Source organism: Inquilinus limosus, from assembly GCF_002195995.1.
Lineage (GTDB): Bacteria > Pseudomonadota > Alphaproteobacteria > DSM-16000 > Inquilinaceae > Inquilinus > Inquilinus limosus_C.
In genome coordinates, this window is sequence record NZ_NHON01000013.1 from 54,961 (window position 1) to 77,789 (window position 22,829).

At 65.6% G+C, this 22,829-nt stretch carries 28 protein-coding genes; 27 read left to right on the plus strand and 1 reads right to left on the minus strand.

Going from position 1 to position 22,829, the window contains the following annotated elements; translation table 11 throughout:
- Nucleotides 1-2: 2 nt before the first annotated feature.
- The 27 genes from BWR60_RS36285 to BWR60_RS09645 all read left to right on the plus strand — a co-directional run bounded on the left by BWR60_RS36285 (nucleotide 3) and on the right by BWR60_RS09645 (nucleotide 22,522).
- The gene (locus BWR60_RS36285; RefSeq protein WP_144445568.1) at nucleotides 3-890 is read left to right on the plus strand and encodes a hypothetical protein; all 888 of its coding nucleotides are present in this window, start codon (nucleotides 3-5) and stop codon (nucleotides 888-890) included.
- Nucleotides 887-1,333: a hypothetical protein gene (locus BWR60_RS09520; protein WP_088150776.1), complete on the plus strand. Its 447-nt coding sequence runs from the start codon at nucleotides 887-889 to the stop codon at nucleotides 1,331-1,333. Before BWR60_RS36285 ends, BWR60_RS09520 begins: the two co-directional genes overlap by 4 nt.
- Before the next feature lie 126 nt (nucleotides 1,334-1,459).
- A complete protein-coding gene (locus BWR60_RS09525; RefSeq protein ID WP_088150777.1) occupies nucleotides 1,460-1,978 on the plus strand; it encodes a hypothetical protein in 519 nt (172 codons plus the stop codon).
- Nucleotides 1,975-2,211, plus strand: coding sequence for a hypothetical protein (locus BWR60_RS09530; protein WP_088150778.1), 237 nt, complete (start codon nucleotides 1,975-1,977; stop codon nucleotides 2,209-2,211). Before BWR60_RS09525 ends, BWR60_RS09530 begins: the two co-directional genes overlap by 4 nt.
- Nucleotides 2,212-2,349: 138 nt before the next feature.
- Nucleotides 2,350-2,625 (plus strand): hypothetical protein, encoded by a 276-nt coding sequence (locus BWR60_RS09535; protein ID WP_088150779.1) that lies wholly within the window; start codon nucleotides 2,350-2,352, stop codon nucleotides 2,623-2,625.
- An 11-nt stretch (nucleotides 2,626-2,636) separates the two neighbouring features.
- The gene (locus BWR60_RS09540; protein ID WP_088150823.1) at nucleotides 2,637-4,154 is read left to right on the plus strand and encodes a hypothetical protein; all 1,518 of its coding nucleotides are present in this window, start codon (nucleotides 2,637-2,639) and stop codon (nucleotides 4,152-4,154) included.
- Complete coding sequence (locus BWR60_RS09545) at nucleotides 4,154-4,420, plus strand: hypothetical protein (RefSeq protein WP_088150780.1); 267 nt, start codon at nucleotides 4,154-4,156, stop codon at nucleotides 4,418-4,420. The genes BWR60_RS09540 and BWR60_RS09545 overlap by 1 nt, the downstream gene beginning before the upstream one ends.
- An 11-nt stretch (nucleotides 4,421-4,431) precedes the next feature.
- Nucleotides 4,432-6,579 (plus strand): portal protein, encoded by a 2,148-nt coding sequence (locus BWR60_RS09550; protein WP_088150781.1) that lies wholly within the window; start codon nucleotides 4,432-4,434, stop codon nucleotides 6,577-6,579.
- Nucleotides 6,576-6,833, plus strand: coding sequence for a hypothetical protein (locus BWR60_RS09555; RefSeq protein WP_088150782.1), 258 nt, complete (start codon nucleotides 6,576-6,578; stop codon nucleotides 6,831-6,833). Before BWR60_RS09550 ends, BWR60_RS09555 begins: the two co-directional genes overlap by 4 nt.
- The gene (locus BWR60_RS09560) at nucleotides 6,826-7,851 is read left to right on the plus strand and encodes a hypothetical protein (protein WP_088150783.1); all 1,026 of its coding nucleotides are present in this window, start codon (nucleotides 6,826-6,828) and stop codon (nucleotides 7,849-7,851) included. Before BWR60_RS09555 ends, BWR60_RS09560 begins: the two co-directional genes overlap by 8 nt.
- A 7-nt stretch (nucleotides 7,852-7,858) precedes the next feature.
- Entirely contained in the window at nucleotides 7,859-8,794 is a 936-nt protein-coding gene (locus BWR60_RS09565) for a DUF5309 domain-containing protein (protein ID WP_088150784.1), read from the plus strand.
- A 61-nt stretch (nucleotides 8,795-8,855) separates the two neighbouring features.
- Nucleotides 8,856-9,065 (plus strand): hypothetical protein, encoded by a 210-nt coding sequence (locus BWR60_RS09570; protein WP_088150785.1) that lies wholly within the window; start codon nucleotides 8,856-8,858, stop codon nucleotides 9,063-9,065.
- Nucleotides 9,066-9,074: 9 nt separating this feature from the next.
- Nucleotides 9,075-9,392 (plus strand): hypothetical protein, encoded by a 318-nt coding sequence (locus tag BWR60_RS09575; RefSeq protein WP_218823421.1) that lies wholly within the window; start codon nucleotides 9,075-9,077, stop codon nucleotides 9,390-9,392.
- Nucleotides 9,392-10,009: a phage adaptor protein gene (locus BWR60_RS09580; protein WP_088150786.1), complete on the plus strand. Its 618-nt coding sequence runs from the start codon at nucleotides 9,392-9,394 to the stop codon at nucleotides 10,007-10,009. Before BWR60_RS09575 ends, BWR60_RS09580 begins: the two co-directional genes overlap by 1 nt.
- Complete coding sequence (locus tag BWR60_RS36940) at nucleotides 10,009-10,185, plus strand: hypothetical protein (protein ID WP_179221703.1); 177 nt, start codon at nucleotides 10,009-10,011, stop codon at nucleotides 10,183-10,185. The genes BWR60_RS09580 and BWR60_RS36940 overlap by 1 nt, the downstream gene beginning before the upstream one ends.
- Before the next feature lie 59 nt (nucleotides 10,186-10,244).
- Complete coding sequence (locus BWR60_RS09585; RefSeq protein WP_144445569.1) at nucleotides 10,245-11,660, plus strand: hypothetical protein; 1,416 nt, start codon at nucleotides 10,245-10,247, stop codon at nucleotides 11,658-11,660.
- Nucleotides 11,657-11,968 carry a hypothetical protein gene (locus BWR60_RS09590; RefSeq protein ID WP_088150788.1) on the plus strand — a complete coding sequence of 104 codons (312 nt, stop codon included), beginning with the start codon at nucleotides 11,657-11,659 and terminating at the stop codon, nucleotides 11,966-11,968. The genes BWR60_RS09585 and BWR60_RS09590 overlap by 4 nt, the downstream gene beginning before the upstream one ends.
- Nucleotides 11,969-12,343: 375 nt before the next feature.
- A complete protein-coding gene (locus BWR60_RS09600) occupies nucleotides 12,344-13,072 on the plus strand; it encodes a hypothetical protein (protein ID WP_088150790.1) in 729 nt (242 codons plus the stop codon).
- A gap of 9 nt (nucleotides 13,073-13,081) precedes the next feature.
- The gene (locus BWR60_RS09605) at nucleotides 13,082-15,091 is read left to right on the plus strand and encodes a phage tail tip lysozyme (protein ID WP_144445570.1); all 2,010 of its coding nucleotides are present in this window, start codon (nucleotides 13,082-13,084) and stop codon (nucleotides 15,089-15,091) included.
- Nucleotides 15,092-17,137 carry a hypothetical protein gene (locus tag BWR60_RS09610; protein ID WP_144445571.1) on the plus strand — a complete coding sequence of 682 codons (2,046 nt, stop codon included), beginning with the start codon at nucleotides 15,092-15,094 and terminating at the stop codon, nucleotides 17,135-17,137.
- 190 nt (nucleotides 17,138-17,327) lie between these two features.
- Entirely contained in the window at nucleotides 17,328-18,203 is an 876-nt protein-coding gene (locus BWR60_RS09615; protein WP_144445572.1) for a hypothetical protein, read from the plus strand.
- Nucleotides 18,204-18,214: 11 nt separating this feature from the next.
- Nucleotides 18,215-20,005, plus strand: a complete 1,791-nt coding sequence (locus tag BWR60_RS09620) for a hypothetical protein (RefSeq protein WP_088150794.1) — start codon at nucleotides 18,215-18,217, stop codon at nucleotides 20,003-20,005.
- Nucleotides 20,006-20,653: a hypothetical protein gene (locus BWR60_RS09625; RefSeq protein WP_088150795.1), complete on the plus strand. Its 648-nt coding sequence runs from the start codon at nucleotides 20,006-20,008 to the stop codon at nucleotides 20,651-20,653.
- A gap of 9 nt (nucleotides 20,654-20,662) precedes the next feature.
- Entirely contained in the window at nucleotides 20,663-21,010 is a 348-nt protein-coding gene (locus tag BWR60_RS09630) for a hypothetical protein (protein ID WP_088150796.1), read from the plus strand.
- A 92-nt stretch (nucleotides 21,011-21,102) separates the two neighbouring features.
- The gene (locus BWR60_RS09635) at nucleotides 21,103-21,507 is read left to right on the plus strand and encodes a hypothetical protein (RefSeq protein WP_088150797.1); all 405 of its coding nucleotides are present in this window, start codon (nucleotides 21,103-21,105) and stop codon (nucleotides 21,505-21,507) included.
- Nucleotides 21,504-21,791, plus strand: coding sequence for a hypothetical protein (locus BWR60_RS09640; RefSeq protein ID WP_088150798.1), 288 nt, complete (start codon nucleotides 21,504-21,506; stop codon nucleotides 21,789-21,791). The genes BWR60_RS09635 and BWR60_RS09640 overlap by 4 nt, the downstream gene beginning before the upstream one ends.
- An 8-nt stretch (nucleotides 21,792-21,799) precedes the next feature.
- Nucleotides 21,800-22,522, plus strand: coding sequence for a peptidoglycan-binding protein (locus tag BWR60_RS09645; protein ID WP_144445573.1), 723 nt, complete (start codon nucleotides 21,800-21,802; stop codon nucleotides 22,520-22,522).
- On the opposite strand, the gene BWR60_RS09650 is transcribed toward BWR60_RS09645, so the two are convergent.
- Complete coding sequence (locus tag BWR60_RS09650) at nucleotides 22,523-22,819, minus strand: helix-turn-helix domain-containing protein (RefSeq protein WP_088150800.1); 297 nt, start codon at nucleotides 22,817-22,819, stop codon at nucleotides 22,523-22,525.
- Nucleotides 22,820-22,829: the final 10 nt, after the last annotated feature.

A 22,829-nucleotide genomic window follows, 5' to 3' on the forward strand; every position in this document is an offset into this window, starting at 1 on the left:
GAGTGCCGTCCAAACGCCCGTGGATGAAGTTTTTCCCCTCGGATTGGCAGGCCGACCAGCTGCTCGGTATGTGCAGCCTGGCCGCCCGCGGTCTGTGGATGGAAATGCTCGCGATCATGCATCGCGCCGATCCCCATGGGCATCTTCTCGTGAACGGAAAGAAGCCGAGTGACGAGCAGCTTGCGGCGCTCGCCAGAGCTCCGGTGGACCAGGTACGGGCGCTGACCCATGAGCTGGAAGAAGCCGGAGTGTTCAGCCGATCCCGCAACGGCACGATCTACTCCAGGCGTATGACCACGGACGAGAAGAAGCGAAAGGACGGAGAAACAGCGGCGTTGACGGGCGGAAGTGTACCCGGATCGAGGAGGAGCCAAGCGGCTGGAAATAAAGGAAAAATTCCGCCACCCCCCAGGGTGGTAGGTGGGGTGGCTTCACAACCACCCCCACACCCAGAAGCCATATGCCAGAAAAAACCCCCTGATCCCCCTTCGGCGGATCGTGAGTTCGAGGGCTTCTATCAAGCCTATCCCAGGCACATCGGCAGAGGGCAGGCGCTGAAGGCGTGGCGATCTGCCCTCAAGAAGGCCGAGCCGTCAGCGCTGGTGGCCGCGGCACATGCCTTTGCCAAGCGGTCGGAAGCCACCGAGGAGCGGTTCATCCCACATCCGGCGACTTGGCTGAACGGCGAGCGATGGCTTGATGGCGCACTTGACCGACCGCCGCCGGAACCCGACGCGCCATACCCGAAGGGGGGCATTGTCGACCGCGCGATCGAGGCTGCTCTCAACAAGCAGGACAAGGGCAGGGCGGACGAGATCTTCAAGGCGGCCCGCCGGTCATTGGCGGACGCCGAACGCATGGCAACGACCTACCTCGGAGAAGCAGCATGACCGACATGGAAGGCATCACCCGCGGCCCGTTCCGGCTGATGAGCTGGGACGAGGCTCAGAGGAACGCGGCGCGGGCCCGGCAGGGCGGCCCGATGACGGTCGACCCGAGCACGTTCGGGTGCATCCCGGCGCCCCAGGCGATGATCCTGTGGGACGACCGACAGGGCGTCGGGATCACCGATGTCGCTGTCTGCCGGCAGGAGGATCGGGAAAACCACGACCGACACCGCTTCGGCTGTTCCCGCGGCGTCTGCGATTGGTCCTGGCTCGATGGCGACCCGCTCAACTCTCCGATGGGCGTCTTCCTCTGGATGTCGACGGTCGACCGGTTCCACTCACCGGAGGTCGAGATCAGGGCTCTGGCGGAGATGGCCAAGATCAGCGAGCAGCGCTGGGCGATCACGCTGCTCAAGGTCAAGGGCGCTCTGGCGGCCGAGTTCTGACCGGACGCATCGCGAGACACTGGGGAACGGATGATGCCGAAGCATCGCAGAAGGGCAGGGCGGCCGCGGAAGGTCGCGGCGCAGCGGCACCCGAGCGGCCAGGTGGTGCGGGAGAGGGGCGAACCCGTGACGCCGGAGCTCGCGGCGAAGCGGGCGAGCGCGACCGGCGGAGGTGTCGATGCCTGGCGCGACCAAGTCGGCGGCACTGTGCTCGGTGCGCTCTACCGGCGCGGTCTGCTGGCGCATCACGAGAAGGAGGCGCCTGGCCTCGCCACCGGCCGGTATCTCGCCGGGCTCGACTATGCCGACCTGATGGATCGCGTCGGCCGGCAGATCGCAGCGCCGCGCGGCATGGCGCAGAAGCCTCAGGGGCGTTCGCTTTCGGCCGAGAATGCCGAGGGCTTCGCCCGGACGATGGCGCAGTACCGCGAGACGCTCGATGCTCTCGGCCGGCTCGACTTCCGCTGCCGCATCGCGCTCTCGCTGGCCTGCCCGGATCCGGCGGCGGATGTCGATGCACTGCTGCCGAAGGCAGTCGCCGCGGCGCCGCTGGTCCGGGAGGCGCTGGACGCGCTGGTGCGTTCCGCACCAAGGATCAAAGCTGTAGGGCGATCTGCAGTCGAAGCGATGAAGGAGGCGGCATGACGGAAGGGCGTGGCTTGCCGGTGGACGTGTTGGCCGACATCAAGCGCGATACGCAGCGCTTGGTGTTGGATGTGGGCAGCCTGGTGTCGAAGGTGGATGACGTCAGCAAAGCGCAGGCTAGGCTAAATCGTATGATTTCGAAACGGCCTACCAAGAGGCAGTTGGCCCTGCTCTTCCTCTTCGTCCTCGCAGTTCTGGTGTCGGTGAATCTCGGCATCGGCATCATGAGTTGAGCATCGCAAATGGGTGTTGCGCTCTCGACTGAGATGTGTTTCATTACCGAAATGCAGGGTGACGTCGTGCGCCCGAAGAGAGCCCGCCCCGGTAGTCCGAGGCGGGTTTTTTCTTGAAATCAATCAAGGCAAATCAAGATGGTCGACGGTCATGGCGGCCGTAGGCCGGGCGCAGGCCGTAAGCCGGGCTCGACCACGGCGAAGACGCGAGAGATCGCAGACAAGGCCCTAGAAAACGGCCTGACGCCGTTGGAGTACATGCTGAGCGTTCTGCGTGACGATGGACTTGATCACGAAGTACGCATGGACGCGGCAAAAGCCGCGGCGCCGTTTATCCACCCGCGCTTGGCTGCCGTCGAGCATAGCGGCGAGATGACGTTCAAGCACGAAGACGCGCTATCCGACCTGGAATGACCGTAGCGCAGATGTCCGACCGCGAGCGTGGGATACGCCAGCGGCTCAAGGATGATTTCGCGCACTACGCGGCCAAGTGCCTACGCATTCGGACCAAGGCCGGCACGGTTGAGCCGCTGAATCTGAACGAACCGCAGCAGTACCTGCATAAGCGGCTAGAGGAGCAGCTGGGGCGCACCGGGAAGGTCCGGGCGATCATCCTGAAAGGCCGTCAGCAGGGATGCAGCACCTATGTCGGCGGCCGGTTCTATCACCAGGTCACCCACAGCCGCGGCGTGCGGGTGTTCATCCTGACCCACGAGGATGCTGCGACGGCAAACCTGTTTGAGATGGTGACGCGCTATCACGAACACATGCCGGCGCTGGTCAAGCCCAGCACGGGCGCGGCGAATGCGAAGGAGCTGACGTTCGATCGGCTCGACAGCGGCTACAAGATCGGGACCGCAGGGACGAAGGGTGCGGGGCGTTCGTCGACGATCCAGCGGTTTCATGGCTCGGAAGTGGCGTTCTGGCCGTTCGCGGAGACGCATGCTGCGGGTGTCATGCAGGCCATTCCCGACATGCCAGGCACCGAGGTCATTCTAGAGTCCACGGCGAACGGCATCGGCGGATATTTTCACGAGCAATGGCAGAAGGCCGAGGCTGGGCAGTCCGAGTACCAGGCGATCTTCATCCCGTGGTTCTGGTCGCCGGAGTACCGCAAGCCGGCGCCGGAGGGCTTCGGGCTCAATGACGAGGAGAGCGAATACGCCAATGCGCACGGGCTTGACCTGGAGCAGATGGCTTGGCGCCGTTCCAAGATCGCCGAACTGAAGGATGATTGGCTGTTCAAGCAGGAATACCCGGCCACGGCGGCCGAGGCGTTCCAGAACAGCGGGCACGACAGCCTCATCCCTGGCGCGCTCGTTACGGCGGCCCGTAGACGCACTGTGGAAGCGTCCGGCCCGCTGGTCGTGGGTGTCGACCCGGCGTGGACGGGTGAGGATCGCACGGCGATCTGCTGGCGTCGGGGCCGCAAGGTTCTGAGGGTCGAGAGCCGCAGCGGTATCGACACGATGGCGACGGCCGGCTGGTGCAAGCAGATCCTGGAGAAGGAGAGGCCGGCGCGCATGTTCGTGGACGTCGGCGGAGTAGGCGCGGGCGTCATCGACCGGCTGCGCGAGATGGGCTTCGGGGATACGGCCCGGGCTGTGAACTTCGGCGAGAAGCCATTGGCGCCGGAGCCGAATGAGGGCGGCGGCCCGCTCAATCGCCGTGCCGAGATGTGGATGGGCATGAAGGAGTGGCTGCAGGACCCGGCCGGGACCGATATCCCGGACCTGGACAGCCTGCATGCCGATCTGACAGGGCCTGGCTACAAGTACGACAGCAACACGCGGGTCGTGCTGGAGAAGAAAGAGGACATGCGCAAGCGCGGCGTCCGCAGTCCTGATGAGGGCGACGCGATGGCGCTGACGTTCGCCGAGCCTGTGGACGTGGCGCAGAGCTGGTCCAAGCCGATCAAGTACGACAACCGCGGGATCGTGTGATGCTCTATGACGTGACCGGCGCGACCTTCGAGCTGCTAGACCTGAACGGCGACGGCATCGCCGACACCAAGAAGGCGGTCGCACAGACTGTCACGGTTGAGGCTGCCTCCGGCGATGAGGCGGCGGCACTGGCGATGGCGCAGGGGCTTCAGGTGGTGACCGGCGTGAACGTCGCCAGTCGCGATGCCGAGGACGCTCCCTCTGCCACCGCCGACGCGACCGAGCCCGTCAAGCGCGCCCCTGGCCGTCCCCGCAAGGTCGACTGAGGCCCATCTGAATGGCTGACTACGCCGACGACGCCCCCGAAACGACGGCGGGCGAGGGCGAAGCCATGTCCGATAGCGAGCTGGCGGCCCTGATCGACCAGTACGTTGCCGACAGCGGCGGCATCTGGGATCAGCCGCTGGACGCCTACCGGGAGCGCGCGCTGCGCTACTACCGCGGCGATCCTCGGGGCGATGAAGTCGATGGCCGGTCGCAGGTTGTCAGCCGCGACGTCGCCGAGGCGGTAGACGGCATGCTGCCGGACCTGCTGGAGATCTTCGTCTCCGGCGACCAGCTCGTGCGGTTCGATCCGATGGGGCCGGAGGACGAGGAGGGGGCCGAGCAGGCGACCGACTATGTGAACTGGATCTTCAGCCAGGACAATCCTGGGTTCGAGATCCTGTACACTTGGTTCAAGGACGCGCTGCTGAACAAGAACGGCGTGGTCAAGGTCTGGTGGCGGGACGAAAAGCACACCAAGGACGAACGCTATTGCGGCCTGACCGACGACGAGCTGGCGCTGCTGGAGACCGACCCGGCGACGGAGATTGTCGAGAAGAAGCCGTCGCAGATGTCCGAGGCCGCGTCGGCCGAAATGCAGGCGCCGCTGTACGATGTCCAGACCCGCGTGACGGTGCCGGGCGGGAAGATCTGCATCGAGTGCGTGCCACCCGAGGAGTTCCTGATCTGGAGCCGGTCGAAGGGCTTTGCCGACACACCGTTCATCGGCCAGCGGCTGCAGAAGCGAAAGAGCGACCTGATCGAGGAGGGTTTTGACCGTGAGATCGTCGAAGGGCTGCCTAGCGATGATCAGGGCGACGATCTGCACGGTGAGAAGCTGGAGCGCTTCAAGGATCTGACGCAGATCCCGATGAACTCGCCGACGCTGGACGAGTCCATGCGGATGGTTTGGGCGGAAGAGGTGTTCATCCGGGTCGACCGGGATGGCGACGGCATTGCCGAGCTGCGCAAGATCACCAAGGTCAACGACACGATCCTGGACGACACGAAGGTCGATGATCATTGGTTCGCCGGCCTGTCGCCCAATCCGATGCCGCACACCTGGGAAGGGCGCAGCATCGCCGACGAGACGATGGACATCCAGGACATCAAGACCGCCGTCACCCGCGGCAGCCTGGACAGCCTGTACCTCTCGAACAATCCGCGGCAGCTCGTCCGCAATGGCAAGGTCAATCTCGACGACGTCCTAAACAGCCGCCCGGGTGGCGTGATCCGCGTTGCCGACAATGCCGGACCTCTGGCCGATGCCTATCAGGCCCAGGTGACGCCGTTCGTCGGGCAGTCCTCGTTCCCGATGATCGAGTATCTGGATCAGGTGATCGAGCGCCGGACTGGCCTGATCCGCCAGGCGCAGGGAATGGACCCCGACGTCATCAACAAGACGGCGACCGCGGCGCGGATCATGAACAGCGCCGGCCAGCGCCGCCTGAAGATGATTGCCCGGATCTTCGCCGAGACCGGAGTGAAGCGTGCCTTCGAGCTGATCTACGCCGCGGTGAAGAAGTACCAGCAGCGGCCGAAGGTGATCCGACTTCGCAACAAGTGGGTGCCGATGGACCCGCGCGGCTGGGCCGACAAGATGGACCTGAAGGTCTCCGTTGGCTTGGGGACGGGAGATCGGCAGGAGCAGCTTGCGGCCATCCTGCAGAGCGTGGTGCCGGCGCAGCAGGCCACCGTGCAGCTGCAGGGCGGCGTGCAGGGGCCGATGGTCAAGATGGACCACTTGTACAACACGGCGAGGAAGCTGGTGGAGTTCGGCGGCCTGAAATCGCCCGAGCTGTATTTCGGGGATCCGAGCGATCCGGCCAATCAGCCGCCTCCATCTCCGCCGCCGCCCGATCCGAAGATGCTGGAGGCACAGGGCAAGCTGCAGCTCGAGCAGCAGAAGGCCCAGACGCAGATTCAGCTTCAGATGCAGCAGGGCGCTGCTGAGATCGAGATGCGCCGGCAGCTCGCGGAGCAGGAGCTTGCGCTGAAGCGCGAGGAGTTGGCAGCCCGGCGGCAAATGGAGCGCGAGAAGGCGGCGCAGGACTATGAGCTGCGGCGGATGGAGATGGACGCGGAGATCGCGTTGAAGCGCTACCAGATCGAAAAGCAGGCTGAGACGGCCCAGGCCACCAACGTGCCGAAGCCCGAATGACCCCCGAGGACATCGTCGCCCGCGCTCGGCACGCCGAGCAGATCACCAACGACCCATTGGTCGTCGAAACGCTTGATGCGCTGGAGCGCAAATGGCTCGACGCCATCACGGCCAGCCCGGTCGCCGACGCGGATGGGCGCGAGCTGGCATACCGCATGTTCAAGGCCATTCAGCAATTCCGTGACGAGTTCGCCGCGATGATCGGCGACGGCAAGGTTGCTGCGGCCGAACTGGAGAGAAAAGCGCGTGGCTGACGACACCGACAATGGCTTTGACGCGGATCTGCACGCCAAGACGGATGAGATCATGGGGCTGCTCGATGCAGCTTCCGGACCGTCACGCGATGACCGCGGCCGGTTCGCATCCACGCAGGAACAGCCGCAGCCCGAAGAGGGCGCAGCCGAGAATTCGGTCGAGGAGACCGAAGCCGCACCGGGAGAGCCGGCCAGCGGTGAAGAGACCGAGCTCACAACCGAACAGGCTGAAGAGCCTGCCATCGTGTTGCCGCTTGGTTGGAGTGCTGACAAAGCCGAGGCGTTCAAGCAGCTCCCACCCGAACTGCGCGAGTATATCGCGACGCGGGAGAGCGAGCGGAACAGCCACTACGGCCGGACCCAGCAGGAAGCCGCCGAACAGCGCAGGGCAGCAGATGCCGAGCGCCAGGCGGCCACAGCCGAGCGGCAGCGCTATGCGCAGGCCCTTGGCGCTTTGATGCAGCAGGCTCAGGCATCGGCCCCCAGGCCGCCTGACCCGCAGTTGGCCGTGACCGACCCGAACAGGTACATCGTCGAGCAGGCGCGGTACGACAAGGCGGCACGCGACTATCAGGCCATGCACGCAGAGATGCAGCATGTCCAGGAGCAGGAAGCGCAGCAGCAGGAGACGGCGTTCAGGGAACACATGGCCGCACAGGCCAAGATCCTGGACGAGCGCATCCCCGAGTGGCGGGACGAAGGCAAGCGGACCAAGGATCAGGCGGACATCGCCACGTTCCTCCGCACGACTGGCTACAGCCAGGAAGAGATCGCCGCCGTCGCGGATGCTCGCGCCGTCCAGATCGCCCGCAAGGCGATGCTGTACGACCGCCTGATGGCCCAGAAACCGGCTGCGAAGAAGGCGCCGCCCGTCGCGGCCCCGACCCTCAAGCCCGGCCCAGCATCAAACGCCAGTGCGCCCAACGCAAAGGTCGCTGCCCTGACGAAACGCGCAGCCAGCACCGACAACCTCCGCGAGAAAGCGGACCTGGTGTGGGCTGCTCTCAACGTGAGGTAGCTACGAAATGGCCATTGTTGCCAACACCTTCACCACCTTCTCGGCGATCGGCAATCGGGAAGACCTGGCGGACAAGATCTACAACATCTCGCCGACCGACACGCCGTTCATGGCGGCCATCGGCAAGAACAAGGCGACCGCGGTTCTGCACGAGTGGCAGACGGACGCGCTGGATCCGCCGGCCGACAATGCACAGCTCGAAGGCGATGAGACCGCCTTCGCGGCCGTCACCCCGACCGTCCGTCTCGGCAATCGGTGCCAGATCAGCAAGAAGTCGGTGGTTGTTTCCGGGACCCAGGATGCCGTCGACAAGGCGGGTCGCGGCCGGGAAATGGTCTACCAGATGATGCTGAAGTCCAAGTCGCTGCGGCGCGACATGGAGCGCGTTCTGACCAACAACCAGGCGCCTGTCACCGGCAACACCACAACCGCCCGCCAGCTTCGTCCGCTGTGTGGCTGGTACGCCACCAACGACAATCGCGGCGCCGGCGGGGCCGATGGCACCGCCTCCGCGGCGGCGACTGATGGCACCCAGCGGGCGCTGACGGAGGCGCTGGCCAAGGGCGTGCTGCAGGCGACCTGGGACCAGGGCGGCGACGTCGACCTCATCATGGTCGGGTCGTTCAACAAGACCGTCATCTCCGGCTTCACGGGCAACGTGACCAAGATGCAGGACACGTCCAACCAGAAGCTGTCGGCCAACATCGACGTGTACCGGAGCGACTTCGGCACGCACCAGATCAAGGCCAACCGCTTCCAGCGCGCTCGCGATGCTCACTTCCTGGACACCAGCATGTGGGCACTGGCGACCCTGCGCGCGCCCTTCACCGAGGATCTGGCCAAGACCGGCGACGCGACCAAGGCGCACATCATCACCGAGTACACCCTGGAGGCCCGCAACGAGGCGGCCAGCGGCATCGTCGCCGATCTGCTCACCTCGTAAGACGGGCGACACGGACTGACTGAGGGCGCCTTCGGGCGCCCTTTTCTTTTGGAGGGCCTTCATGGGCTGGAACATCAAGCAGAATGCCGATGGGACCGTCTCGCTTGTGGACGGAGCCGCCGGCAAGCCTGACGACGCGGTCATTTTCGGCCGCGGCGCCACCGACACGGACATCACCTGGCTTGCGCTTCGCAATGCCACTGGCGTCCTGACCTACATCTACCCGAACGCGACGGCGGATGGTGTCACCGTCGCCAATACCAAGCCGTAAGGCGCGGTGATGACGAAGCTGCTCGATGCGGACGGAGCCGTTGTTGAGCGGCTTCACTTCGCGTCCGACGATAGCTTTGCCGTCGAAACGGCGCAGGACGTCGAACCGACGCTGGAGGCGAACAAGCGCCTTCGCGCGGACAACCCGTCCGGCATGGGCGTCACGCGCGAATGGCAGCACGTCGCCAGCATCCCGCCCGTGGTTCAGATGATCTGGCTGGAAAAGTACGGCATCCGCGCCTGGGACAAGGATCACTGGCCGGCTGTGCTGCGGCTTCTGAACGACGGGGAATGGTCGCTGCTGCGGACCTCGGAGGGCACGATCTGATGGCGCTCGCGGCCTATGCAGACCTGATCTCCGCCGTCGCTGACTGGATGGCGCGCAACAGCATCAATGCCGATCGGGCTAACGACTTCATTGCCCTGGCTGAGGCGGACTTCAACCGGGTCCTGCGCGTCACCAGCATGGAAAAACGCGCCGCCACGACCATTGAAGCGGGCGACGCCTATCTGTCGATGCCAACGAACTGCCTGGGACTGCGCGTGCTGACGCACGACACCACGCCGTTCGAAGAGCTGCAGTATGTGACCTCCGATTGGATGCGTACGCGGCTGATGCGCTTGAACATGGGGCGGCCGAAGTTCTATGCGCAATTCGGCTCGGAATTCCAGCTCGGGCCGCTGCCTGACCAGGATTACGATTTCGAGGCGATCTACTACGAGCGCATTCCGGCCCTGACGTCGCTGGCGACGTCGAACTGGTTGCTGGACCGCAATCCGGACATCTACCTCTTCGGCGCGCTCGTGCAGTGTGCGCTCTTCTACCAGAACGATGCGTTGCTGGCTCGATATCAGCCGCTGCTGCAGCAGAAGCTGGATGATCTGCGCGCATCCGAGCAGACGATCGAATTCAACGGTTCGCCGCTTCAGACGAGGGTTTCCTGATGCCCTACGAAGAGTGGGTCAAGCGCGAGGACGAGGCGTTCGAGTCGATCTGGGACGACGGCATCTCGCTTTGGGATGTCACCGCCGTAAATTTCGCCCTGAGCCCGCAATCGAAGTGGGATGTCTCGCCCGGCGGCGAGGTGTGGACGCCGCGGTTGCCGTATCCTGAATCATGAGGATCCCCTTCGGCGCCTGGACGCCAGACACGCAACCTCTCGATAGCAGCGGGTTGACGGTGGCGACCAACGTCGTCCCGCAGTCGACGGCGGACAGTCACTACGGCTCCTGGCAGGCCCTGTCTCCGCTGACGACCGCCTTGGACGGCGCGGCTCTCGGCGGGATCTCCGGCAAGTCGGTGACGGGCATCGCGTTCTCATTCGCCGGCACGGCCGGCAAGCTCTATCGGCAGGGCGCGGCCGGCTGGGACGACGTGTCGAAATCCGGTGGCTACAACACCCCGGCCGAGACGTTCTGGAAGTTCACGCAGTACGGCTATGATATTCTGGCCACGAACTACGCCGATCCCATCCAGACATACACGATGGGGACATCGACCGACTTCGCCGACGTGTCGGCAACAGCGCCCAGGGCCAAGTATCTGATGGTGGTGCGTGAGTTTTTGGTTGCGCTGAACACGTTCGATATTGACGGTCAGAGGCCGCTGCGGGTGCGTTGGTCACCGTCTTCGGCTGCTGGCGGCCCGGCAGGCGATTGGACGCCGGACCCGACCACGCAAAGCGATTTCCAGGATCTGCTGACAGGTGAGGAAATCCTTGGCGGCGTCGGGGGCGAATACGGCCTGGTGATCTGCCGGAAATCGATCTACCGCATGACCTATGTCGGGCCGCCGGTCGTGTTCCAGTTCGACGAGATCGTTCGCAATCGCGGCACGATCGCGCCGGGGAGCGTGGCGACTGACGGGCAGATGACGATCTTCTATTCGGAGGATGGCTTCTACGCCTGCGACGGCGCGGCCGTGACGCCGATCGGCGCCGGCAAGATCGACAGGTGGTTCAAGGTCAATGCGCAGCCCTCGAATTTCCTGAACATGTCGGCGTCGATGGATCCGACCCGGCAGATCTATGCGCTCTCTTTCGTGTCGGTCGACACGCCGGACGGAAATCCGGACACGCTGTTGCTCTACAATTGGGTGACCGATCGATGGAGCATCATCCGCCAGTCGCTGCGTTCTCTGGTGACCTTCCTGTCCCAGCCTCTCTCGCTGGACCAGCTTGACACCGTCTCTACGTCGATCGACGCCCTTCCGGCTTCGCTGGACAGCCAGCGCTGGGCCGGGGGCTCCGTCTACTTCGGCGCCTTCACCATCGCCAATGAGTTCGGCCTGTTCAACGGCGCTCCTCTGCCGGCGGCGATCGAAACTGGCGAGGCGACGCTTGGGGGCGATCTGCGTGCGTTGCTGCAGTCGGTGCGCCCGCTATGCGATGGATCGCCCACGGTTCAGGTCGGCTATCGCGACAACCAGTGGGAAGACGTGTCGCTCAGCGCCGCGGAGTCTCCAACCCGTGCCGGAGATTGCAAATTCGATCCGATCATCGATGCCCGATTCCATCGGGTTCGCATGCAGATCGCCGGCAATTGGTCCCAGGCGACCGGCGTTGACGTGATGGCGCAGCCGAGCGGCCTGACATGACCACGTTTCGCAAGCTCTATCCGACCTCCGGGCAGCGGGACGTCAACCAGGTGGTCAATGAGGTCCGCGACGGGAAGCTCAACTCGGTGCGCGAGTTCACGCTGACGCCGAACGTGGTCGTGACGACCGTGATCGATCCGCTTGCGTCGACGTCCAGCTTCATCGGCCTGATGCCGCTGACGGCGTCGGCATATGCGGCACAGGCGGGCGGCATGCTGGTCCAGATTAACCAGAATGGCGAAATCCTGATCGTGCATCCGTCTGCGGCCTTCACCGACCAGACGTTCCGGTATGTCGTTCTCGGCTGAACCGGTCGATCACGCCAATCGGCGGGCTTTGGCTATGGCCTGGGAAAAGGCACTCCCGCGGCTCAAGCCAGCAATCGAGATGGCCGGCACTCATTGGCCAGCCGATGTGCTGGACTGCTTGGCAACGGGCTCTTCTCAGCTCTGGCTGGGAGAAAAGAGCGCGCTGGTGACGGAGATCCTGAATTACCCGCGCGTGAAGGCCTGCGTGATCTGGTTGGCCGGCGGTGACCTGGAAGAGGTCGTGGAGATCCAGCGACATATCGCGACGGGAGCCAAGGCCCGCGGGTGCACGAGACTTGAGGTCCGGGGGCGGCCCGGCTGGTTGAGGACTGAACGGGGCATCCGAGCGGTCGGCTCGTACTTGGTGAGGGACCTATGAACGGCGGCGGCACCCAGAAGACGAAGAGCGAGCCGTGGAGCGGCGTCGCCGACCAACTGCACAACGCCGCAGTGGCGGCCGACCACGGCTACAATGCCGCGCGGAGTGCTGGCTTCCCCGGCATCGACCCGGCGACGCAGCAGGGCTGGGGGGCGCTGACGAGCCAGGCGACCGATCCGAATTCGCTGCTGAACAACTCGCTCGGGCTGGCGAACCAGACGGTACAGGGCAATTTCCTGTCGGCGGGCAACCCGTATTTCCAGCAGATGTATTCCAAGGCGACGCAGCCGATGGTTGACCAGTTCAACCAGCAGATTGCGCCTGGCATCGACGCCACGTTCCTGCAGGCGGGCCGCGCGGGGTCTGGTCTCTACGCCAACGCCCGCAACAGCGCCGAGAAGACGCTTGCCGGCGCCCTGAGCGACACCGCCGGCAGCCTGGCCTATCAGAACTACAGCGACGAGCGCGCCCGTCAGAATGCCGCCATGACGTCGGCGCCCGGGCTGGCAACGCTGCCGGGCGGTATCCTGGGGCAGGTCGGTCAGGAGCGCCAGGGGCAGCAGCTTTCCGCCAATCAGTATCTGCTGGATCTGGCAGGCAAGTATAACTCTGCGCTGTCCGGAATGCAGGGCATTGGTGGCACGACACGGACCAGCGGCGGCGGTCAGAGCCCCTGGCTGCAGGCGCTGGGGCTCGGCCTCCAGGGCGCCTCTATGTTCCTCTGAGGCCGCGACATGACCCCCTTCACTCCTGGCCGCGGGCTGCTCCATCTGCAAAAGCTCGGATGGTCACCAGCGGCTGCTGCCGGCATCCTGGGGAACCTGCAGCAGGAAAGCAGTTTCAATCCGACCGCCGTTCATGACAATGGCACCGGATTTGGCCTAGCTGGCTGGCGCGATCCGCAGCCGGGACAGGGGCGCATGACGGCCCTTCGTGACTATGCCCGCAGGGTCGGCAAGGATGTCAACGACCCATACACGCAGCTGGACTTCCTGAACCAGGAGCTGCGCACCAGCGAGGGGAAGACGGGGGCGCTCCTGCAGACGGCGAAGACGCCGGCAGAAGCCGCTACCGCTTTCCTGGGCTTTGAGCGCCCTTCTGGATGGTCCCCCGGCGGCGACCCGACGCAGGCCAGCGGTTATGAGAACCGTGTGCGGTACGCCAACCAGATCGCCGGAGGGCAGGGTGCCGACACGCTATATGGGGGCGCCGGGAGCGATGTCATCTCGGCCGCAGCGAGCAACCCGGCGCCAGCGCAGCCGATTGGGGGTAATGGAATGGCCGGTCAGGGATTGCTCAATCTGCCTCCGGAGGTCACGCAGGGGCTTCTGGCGACCGCACAGCCCACTTGGCAGGACAAGCTGGGGGCCGGGCTGTCTGGTATCGGCGCGGCGCTGGCCGCTGCCGGCTCGGGGCGGCAGGATTGGGGACTGCTGGGCGGTCAGGCCATCCAGGGCGCCGTGCGTCAGCGGAAGCAGGATGCGCAGCAGGAACGCCAGCAGACGGCACTCCAGGGGCTCGCCAAGAGCAATCCGCAATTGGCATCGCTCTATGCCCTTGGCGGTCCCGAGGCAGTGGGGCGCGTCTTGGCCGCCGGCATGACGCCGCAGGACGTCATGAACATCGGCGGCCGGGCATATGACCCCAATTCACGGCAGTTCATCACGCCACAGGTGCCGGATTACCAGATCACACAGGACGCCAATGGCAACCCGATCGCGGTCAACAAGAACGACCCGACGCAGTTCTCGGCCATCGGCTCCCCGCAGCAGAAGCAGACCGAGCTTGGCCGCAACTTCAACCTGCTCGGCGTCGATCCGTCCACTCTCACGCCGGATCAGCGCCTCCAGGCTGCCGGCATCACGCCGCAGCGGCCGGAGGTGCGTGAGCTGAACGGGCGCCTTGTCGCCGTGTCGCCGCAGGGGTCTGCGCAGGACATCACGCCTGCCGGCATGCCTCCTGGCTCACGCCCCGTTACCGAGGCGGAACGCCAGCAGTATGGCCTGCCCGCAGGCGTCCCGTTCCAAATCGACGCCACCGGCAAGGTGTCCCAGATCGGCGGCAATGGCACGACGGTCAACGTCAACAACGCCGGAGAGACGCAGTTCGCCAAGACGGCCGGCGAGGTGCAGGCAAAGGGCTTCGCCGACCTCGCCGGGCAGCTTCCGCAGATCGGGCAGCGTGAACTACAGCTATCTCAGCTCGGGACACTGCTGCAGAGCGCTCCGCAGGGCACGGGCGCGGAGACGACGGCGTGGTTGAGCAACGTCGGCCGCACCCTTGGCCTCGGCGAAGGCCAGGTTGCCGATAAGGCACAGGCCATCCAGGCCATCGCGAACCAGATCGTGCCGACGCTGCGCATGGCCGGATCCGGCACCATGTCTGACCGCGACGTCGAGCTGTTCAAGTCGACGCTGCCGCAGCTCTCGAACACGCCGGGAGCGAACCAGACCATCCTGTCGATCCTGTCGCGATCGGTGAGGGCGCAGCGGCAGATCAGCGAGATTGCCAACCGGGCGCTTTCCGGTGAAATCAGTCCTGTCGATGCCCAGAAACAGATCGCCGGGGTGCAGGTCCTGTCTGACCAGGAGCGTCAGCAGCTTTCGGCGATGGCGGGAGAGGCGCGAGTTCAGCAGTCCCAGCAGCAGATCCAGAGCGCTCCGCCGGTCGGCGCAGTCGAGTCCGGCTACCGTTTCAAGGGCGGCAATCCTGCCGATCCGAACTCCTGGGAGAAGGTTCAGTAGATGGCCGGCCCCTGGGAAAAGTATCAGCAGCAGGCACCGGCAGACGGGCCGTGGGCTCGCTACGGTAGCGCGCCACCCACCAACGGGCCCCCCGCCGCCGAGCCTACGGCGCATGAACGCTATATCGCGGGCCTTGCTAATGTCCGCGAGCAGCTTCATCGGCGCCGCGAGAATGGGCGTCAGCAGATGCGCGCCCTCTTTGACCCGCGCATCACGGGGCAGATCGCCCAGGGCCTGACGCTCGGCGGCGCCGATGAGGCTCTTGGCGGCCTCGCGGGCATGGTAACGGGCCGCGGCTATCAGGCGGGCGTTGATACGGCGCGGCAGGACAACGCCGACTTCGCCTCCGATAACCCCGGCATGTCAATGCTTGCGCAGCTTGGCGGCGGCGCGATGCTCGCTGCTCCGGTTGCCGGCCTCGTCAAGGCTGCGCCATCGCTTCTTGGGCGTGTCGCGCAGGGCGTTGGGCTGGGGACAGGCGCGGGCGCCGCTGGCGGCTTCCTGAGCGGCGAGGGCGGCGCAGAGAACAGGCTTGAAGGCGCGGCCACAGGAGGCGCCGTCGGCGGCCTTCTCGGCGGCGCGATCCCGGCGACCGGGGCTCTCATCCGCCGCAGCTCGGACATGTTCAAGACGCTGTTCAGGACGCGCCCGGCCGACGAACAGGCCAATCGGCTCATTGCCGGCGCCATGCGGCGTGACAGCCTGACGCCGGAGACCGCGACGCAGGCAATGGACGCCGCTGGCAGCCAGCCAATGACACCGGCCGACCTGGGCCCCAACATGCAGCGGTTGCTGGGCTCGGCCTATCGGGCTCCGGGGGAGGGTAGGGCGGTCATCAGCGAGGTTCTGGACGCACGGGGTGCCCTGCGCCCGCAGCGTCTCGGCGACGTGATCCGTCGCAGCTTCGGCGCCCCGGAGGATTTCTACACGACCATCGACGACCTGACGCAGGTTCAAAAGGCCAAGGCCGCGCCGCTCTACGAGAAGGCCTTTGCCGAGAACCAGGCCATCACCAATGACCGGATCCAGGGCTTCCTGCAGGACCCGATCATGCAGCAGGGCATCCGGAAGGGACTGGAGATCCAGCGCCTGGAGGCCCTGGCGCAGAACAAGTCCTTCAATCCGAGCGACTACGCCATCACCGGCTTCAACGAGGCCGGAGACCCGGTCATCGGCGCGGTGCCGAATATGCGTCTGCTCGACGCTGCGAAGCGTGGGCTGGATGACATTCTGGAGGGCTATCGCGACACGACCACCGGCAAGCTGGCGCTGGACGAGCGCGGGCGCGCCATCGAGATGGTCCGCAAGGCCTATGTGAAGACGCTAGACGACGTGGCGCCGGCTGAATACCAGCAGGCCCGCGCTGCCTGGGCCGGCCCGGCGCAGAGCAAGGAAGCGCTGTGGCTCGGCCGTTCCATCGCTCGCGGCGGATCGGATCTGGAGCCGCTGCTCAGGCGCTTCAACGGCCTGTCCGCTGGTGACAAGGACATGGCTCGGCTGGGCGTCGCACGCCAGCTTGCCGAGATGATCTCTCGCGGCACCGAAACGCGCAATCAGGCGCTCGGGCTGCTGTCGCCGCAGATGCGGGGTCGGCTTGAGCCGCTGTTCCCGGATCGGCAGAGCTATGAGGCGCTTGAAGACGCCGTGCGCCGCGAAAGCCAGATGGTCGGCACCGATCGGGTGGCGCGCAGCGGCTCACAGACGGCGGAGCGGCTGGCCGAGGACGCAGACCAGATTTCCAATCTCGGCGAGATGGCGCAGGCCGGAGAGGCTGTCCTGTCGGGCTCCCCGATACGGATGGCGCGAGCCGGTATCGGCATTGCGGCACGACGTGCACAAGGCATGGATGAAAATGTCGCCCGTGAGATCGGACGGCGCCTGCTCGCCAATGACCCGCAGTCTCGTGCCCAAGTGATGGACGAGCTTCAGCGCCTGATGTTCACGCCGAAACAGCCGAAGCCTATCGCAGGGCTGCTCGGAGCAGCAGGGCGAGTATCAGTACCAGGGCTGCTTGGGTCGCGATTGGGAGAAGGTGCCAGCCGTTGAAGGCCCAATCGTCCCGGAGGTTGTCGTCTATGTCGACGACCCACTGTTGGGGCTGCTCTTCACGAGGCTTTGCGAATACCGCGAGGCTGTAGAGCTTCGGCGGCTCGTCCTGATTTTCCTGCATACCGCCAGTTTAGCACATCCGGCCCGCTCGTCGTAGCGGGTCGCTTCGTTTGGGGGCCCGGCCGGGATGACGACGTACCTCGATTACAGCGCCACTCCGGCGAACAACAACGCGACGCCGCCCAAAGGGGCCCCGGAAGGAATGGCGCCGTCGACCGTCAACGACACGATGCGGGACATGATGTCCGTCATCCGACAATTGGGCGACGGCTCCATCGGAGGCGCGGCCACATACGGTGGGACCACGGCCGGGACGTCAAGCAGCTACACCCTCGCCATGACGCCCCCTATCGCTGCCTATACGACGGGGCGCATCTATACCTTCAACGTCCATGTCGATAACTCGCCGAGCTGCCTGCTGAACATCGACGGGAAGGGCGCCAAGCCGATCCGGAAGACTGATGGCGGGCTGCTGGAGATCGGTGATCTCCGCACCGGCACGACCTACGAGGTCGTTGATATCGGGACGTCGTTCCGGATGCTCTCGCCATGGGGCGCGGACCGCGGCAGCGCCGCGCTCCGCGACGTCGGCACCGCCTCCGGCAACCTGCCGGAGATCGCCAACGGCAGCGGGCAGTTCAATGCTGCGGTCGATGCCGCCCACAAGACGCTGGACAACCTGAGCGGCGACGGCGTGCGCAGGACAACCTGGGCATCGATCGCCTTTGGAGGCGCGGGCAACACGATCGCGACCTTCGGCGGCGCGGCTGTCGTCCGCAACGGGCCTGGTCTCTACACGATCAGTTTCCCGAGTATTGGCGGCGGCCACGCGCACGTCTCAATCACCATTGACCACTCGCCGACTGGCGAGAATGCGCAATCCTACGTTGTCGCAGGCACCCGGACAGCGACAGGCGTCCAAATCGTCACAAACAACGGAAATAGCTCGCCCGCTCCATTCGATCCGGCACGCGTTTCCGTCCAGATTTCTCGAATTCTTTAGGGATCACCGATATGCCTTCGAATATCGACCCCAACCTGATCGATGCCACGAAGCCGGCAACCGGCCGCCCGACCACGACGAGCGTGCGCAACAACTTCAGTGGCTCCAGGGACAACTTCACGATCGCGGCGACGGAGATCACGGCCCTGCAGAACGGGGCCGGCGGCGGCAATGTGGATGTGATGATGTTTGGCGCCGACCCGACAGGCGTCGCCGACAGTGTGCAGGCGTTCCGCGATGCGGTGACCTATGCCAAGGCGAACAGCCGCAACGGTGTGACGGGGAAGGGGCGGTTTGCGTTCGGGTCTACCTGGGAAATCAGCGGGCTATACAGCACCGTCGCCGAGAACCGGCAGGGCTTCACCCTGGATTTCTACGATGCCCGGATCAAGGCGCACGACAGCTTCACCCCCGGCGTTGCCGGCGTGCTGGGCAAGCAGCCGCTGATCGGGCTCGGGCGCGTCGGGTCGACCGGCAACCTGGTCAACATCCGCGGGCGCTTCGGCTACCTGGACGGCAATGGCCGCCTGGCCGATGGCATCGGCAATGGCTCCGGGCACCCGACCGCGCCGCTGTCTCAGCAGAACGGCGCCTCGCAGTGCCGGTTCGAAATCGGGGGCATCTTCGACTGCAACATCGGCATCCGGAACACAGCGACCAATTTCGGGGTGTCGGACAACTGGTGGACCGGCGGCTTCATCACCGGCAACAACGTCGGCTTCTTGGCAGACGGCCCGACGACTGTGGGCGCCGCGGGCATTCCGATCGTCGAGGCGCAGTACATCCATTTCGACCGGATCGCCGGCAATCGGTGGGGCAACGTCGCGCTGCTCCGCAAGTCGCGCTATAGCGACATCATCGCGGATCTGGACACGGGCGGCCAGTACCTGTCCGAGCTGCAGGTCGCCGATAACGCCAATTTCAGCCCATATCAGAACATCACCGGCCAGACGAGCAGCGCGGTCGCGCAGATCCTGACGAAATACAGGTTCGCCGGGCTGGAGCGCATCCTGGTGATGCACGACACCCCGGTCTACAACAATGGCTCTCCGTTTCAGGTCGGAGAGACGATCTCCAACGGCACCGACACGACGACGATCGCCGCCATTGTGACGGCGGACGATGGCAACCCCGCCATCACCCCGGACCATCCTCGCCCGGGCATCGCGGCCAATCGCTTCTTCTTCGACGTGATCCCGGGCGATTTCGAGACGCCATTCCAGCGCAGCAGCGTCAAGGGCCCGTGGATCGGCGGCGTTCGGGGGCACGACCTGTGCCTCAACTCGATGACCATCTTCGGCGGCAACCAGGGAGCCAACGGCGGTGAGAACACAACCATGTACAACGACATCATGGGCGTTCGCATCCTGTCGTCGCCCACCCAGGCATTGCTATACGACCTGACCAGCGGCTCGCCGCGGCTCTTCCTGGAGTCCAATGGCGATCTGTTCGTCCCGCGGCTGCCGGACGTCTATCTCGGCGCCGCGAATGCGCGGATCTACAACAGCGACAGCGACATCCTCTTCCCGCAGAACACCTGGGTCACGGTTCTTGACCAGAGCACGGTCGGGGCGACCCCTTTCGGCCGGACCTTCCTCATCGGCCTCCGGCGGAAAGCCGCCGCGGCAACGCACAACGCGGAGTTGAAGGTGCATGTCGACAGCGCCGGCAACGTCGCCTTCTCCGACATGGGCTCTACGAACCTCTCCTTCCAGATCACCGTCGACAACAAGCTGCAGGCCATGCAGACCGATATCGCTGCTTCGGTGACCATGCGCCGCACCATCCTGAGGGACGGCTAAATGGCAGTCACCCGCGCTTTTTCCTCAACCGCAGGCGGCGTCATCAACGGCCCGACCGCCTTCTCGCAGTCGGCGCCGACGTCGAACTTCACCACCACCATCGGCAATGCCGCCAACGTCACGCCGTTGCTGCAGGTACTCGGCCTGACGAGCGACGAAGCATCGGCCTTGATTGCGCGTTTCAGCGCGGATGCGACAGCGCCGCGACTGCTGTTCGCCAAGTCGCGCGGCGCAACCGTGAACAGCCTGGCGAACATGAGCGCCGAAGACACCATGGCCACGATCAGCGCGGCGGGCGTGGTCGGTGGCTCCGTCCGCGAGGGCGTTGCGATCAATTTCGTCGCAACCTTGGCCTCCGGCACCTATCCCTCCGGGTCGGTCAGGATCTTTACATCAGATGGCACCGGAGCCCCTCTTGAGCGCCTCCGTGTTGCTCACACTGGCGCGCTCCAGATGGGCACGACGCCGGACACGGTCATCAGCGCGGCCCGACACTTCCAGCTCCGATCCTACACCGTTGCGACCGTGCCGAGCGCCGCGACGGCGACGCAGTTGATCTGGGTCTCAGACGGCACCGGATCTAACCGCGTTGCCACGTCGAACGGCACCGTTTGGCAGTGGCTCAACACAGCTACGACCGTTTCGTGAGGAAGAGACATGGCCCTTTCCGATACCACCGTCCCCTATGAAATCCTGATCCGCTTCGACGAAGCCGGAACGCCGAAAGGTGCGCATGTCCAGTGGCGGCGCATCGTCATGCTCGACGGCGAGATTCTGAAGGACGACGTCCTGCCGGCTGCGCCGCTGTCGCTCGATGGGCTCGCAGTGTCGGAGATCATGTCCGATGCGACCGCCGCGGCACTGCGCAGGGTCACCGATCTGGAGACCGAGAACGCCGACCTCCTGACGCAGCGCGATCAGTTGGCGACGCAGGTGGTTGCTTTGACACCGGTTCCGGTGCCCGAGCCTGACCCAGAGGCCGAAGCCGAGGCCCCCGCCGTCTAGGCGCTTCCGCAATCCCTGCGATCTGCCACGCCCGCCTCGCGCGGGCTTTTTCATGCCTGGAGGGGACCAGCATGGCGATATCGAGACCGCGGGTGCTGCCCGAGATCAACATCGGCCAGATCATGACGTCCGTGCTGCTGGCCGCGATCCTCGGAGGAGGGGCCTGGATCGCGACCAAGGATCGGAATGACGTCGACCTGTCGGCCAAGATCGACGCGCAGGCTCTGGCGACCGCTGCGCAGGGGAAGGCGACAACTGAGCAGATCGCGGGCGTTACGGCGTACCTGTCGAAGCTGGACGGCAAGCTGGAGGCCTATAGCGCCTCGCTGAACGCGCTCTCGAACCGCGTCGACCTCCTAGACCAGCGCCAGCAGGCGGCAGAATCGGCCGCCAAGGAGGGCCGCCAGGAGCGGCAGAGCTTTCAGCGGGAGACCGAAGGCCGGCTCGGCCAGCTCGAGCAGCGGGTCGGCGTCATCGAGGCGCTGAGGCCGAAATGAGGGCGTTCCTGCTGGTCGCGCTGCTGCTGGCCGGCTGCGGCACGACCGTCGTGGAGAAGCCCGTCATGGCGCCGGTCGACACGCCGCGCGAGCCTCGGCTTCCCAAGGGCGTGACGGTGACGTGCAGCATCGACTGGCGGCCGATCGAGCTGCCGGCGACGGCCGAGGAGATGGCGGCGGGGCGCAAGGCCGACCGCGAACTGGCCGATCGCGCCATCGAGGAATGCGACAGCCGGCGCGCGAAGGCCGTCCAGCACAGCCGGCGCCGCGGCGCCCCCAGATAGGAGAGACCATGATCACCGCCGACCAGATGCTGGCGCTCGCGCCCGGTGCCGACGTGCCGCTGGTGGATGCGCTCGCGCCGGCCTATGCGCTGCTGCTGCCTGTCTGGCAGATCGACACGCCGCTTCGGGTCGCGCACTTCGTCGCCCAGACGTGCCTGGAGACCGACCACTTCCGGACGCTGCGCGAGTATGGCGGCTCCCAGGCCCGCTACGCCCCGTACTTCGGCCGCGGCTGCATCCAACTCACCTGGGACACGAACTACGCCAAGGCCGGCCAGGCCCTCGGGCTGCCGCTTCTGGCGAAGCCCGATCTGGTAGCGACGCCGGCGCTTGGGGCCATCGTCGCCTGCATGTACTGGTCAGAGCACAACCTGAACCGCTGGGCGGACGCGGACGACGCGGCTTCCGTGAGCCGGGCCATCAACCGTGGCTCGGCCAGCAGCGACAAGCCGGCGAACCATGAGGCCGAGCGCATCGCGCTGACGGCGAAGGCCAAGGCGATTTGGGGCGCGACCGCGCCGTCTATCGGCTCCCGCTCGACCGTGGCCCTCCAGCGCGCCCTGAACCGCCTGGGCGCGGCGCCCAAGCTGGCGACCGATGGCGCGCTTGGCCCGCTGACTGCGGAGGCGGTGCGGCAGTTCCAGGCGGCGCACGGACTGGTCACGGACGGCAACGCAGGCCCGAAGACCTGGGCGGCGGTCGACGATGCGATTGCGGAGCTGGAGGCGTGATCAGCCTGCCAGCGCCCGGTCGACGGCATCCGGCTCACGGTCGATCACCAGCAGGAACGACCTCGCTGCGGCTTCGGGCGCCCTGCGGCCCTGCTCCCAATCTCGCACTGCGGCAGCGCTGAAGCCGTAGCGATCGGCGAATGCCTGCTGCGACAGTCCGCGCCGGCGGCGAATCGTCCTGACGTCGATCGTGGCCGGGACGTGAACGCGGTAGGTCGCCGGGTCGGCCGTCCCGGCGGCGATGGCCTGGGCATCCTTCAGCCCGGCCATGATCTTGTCGAAAGCCTTCTTCGCCATTGCTGTCCTC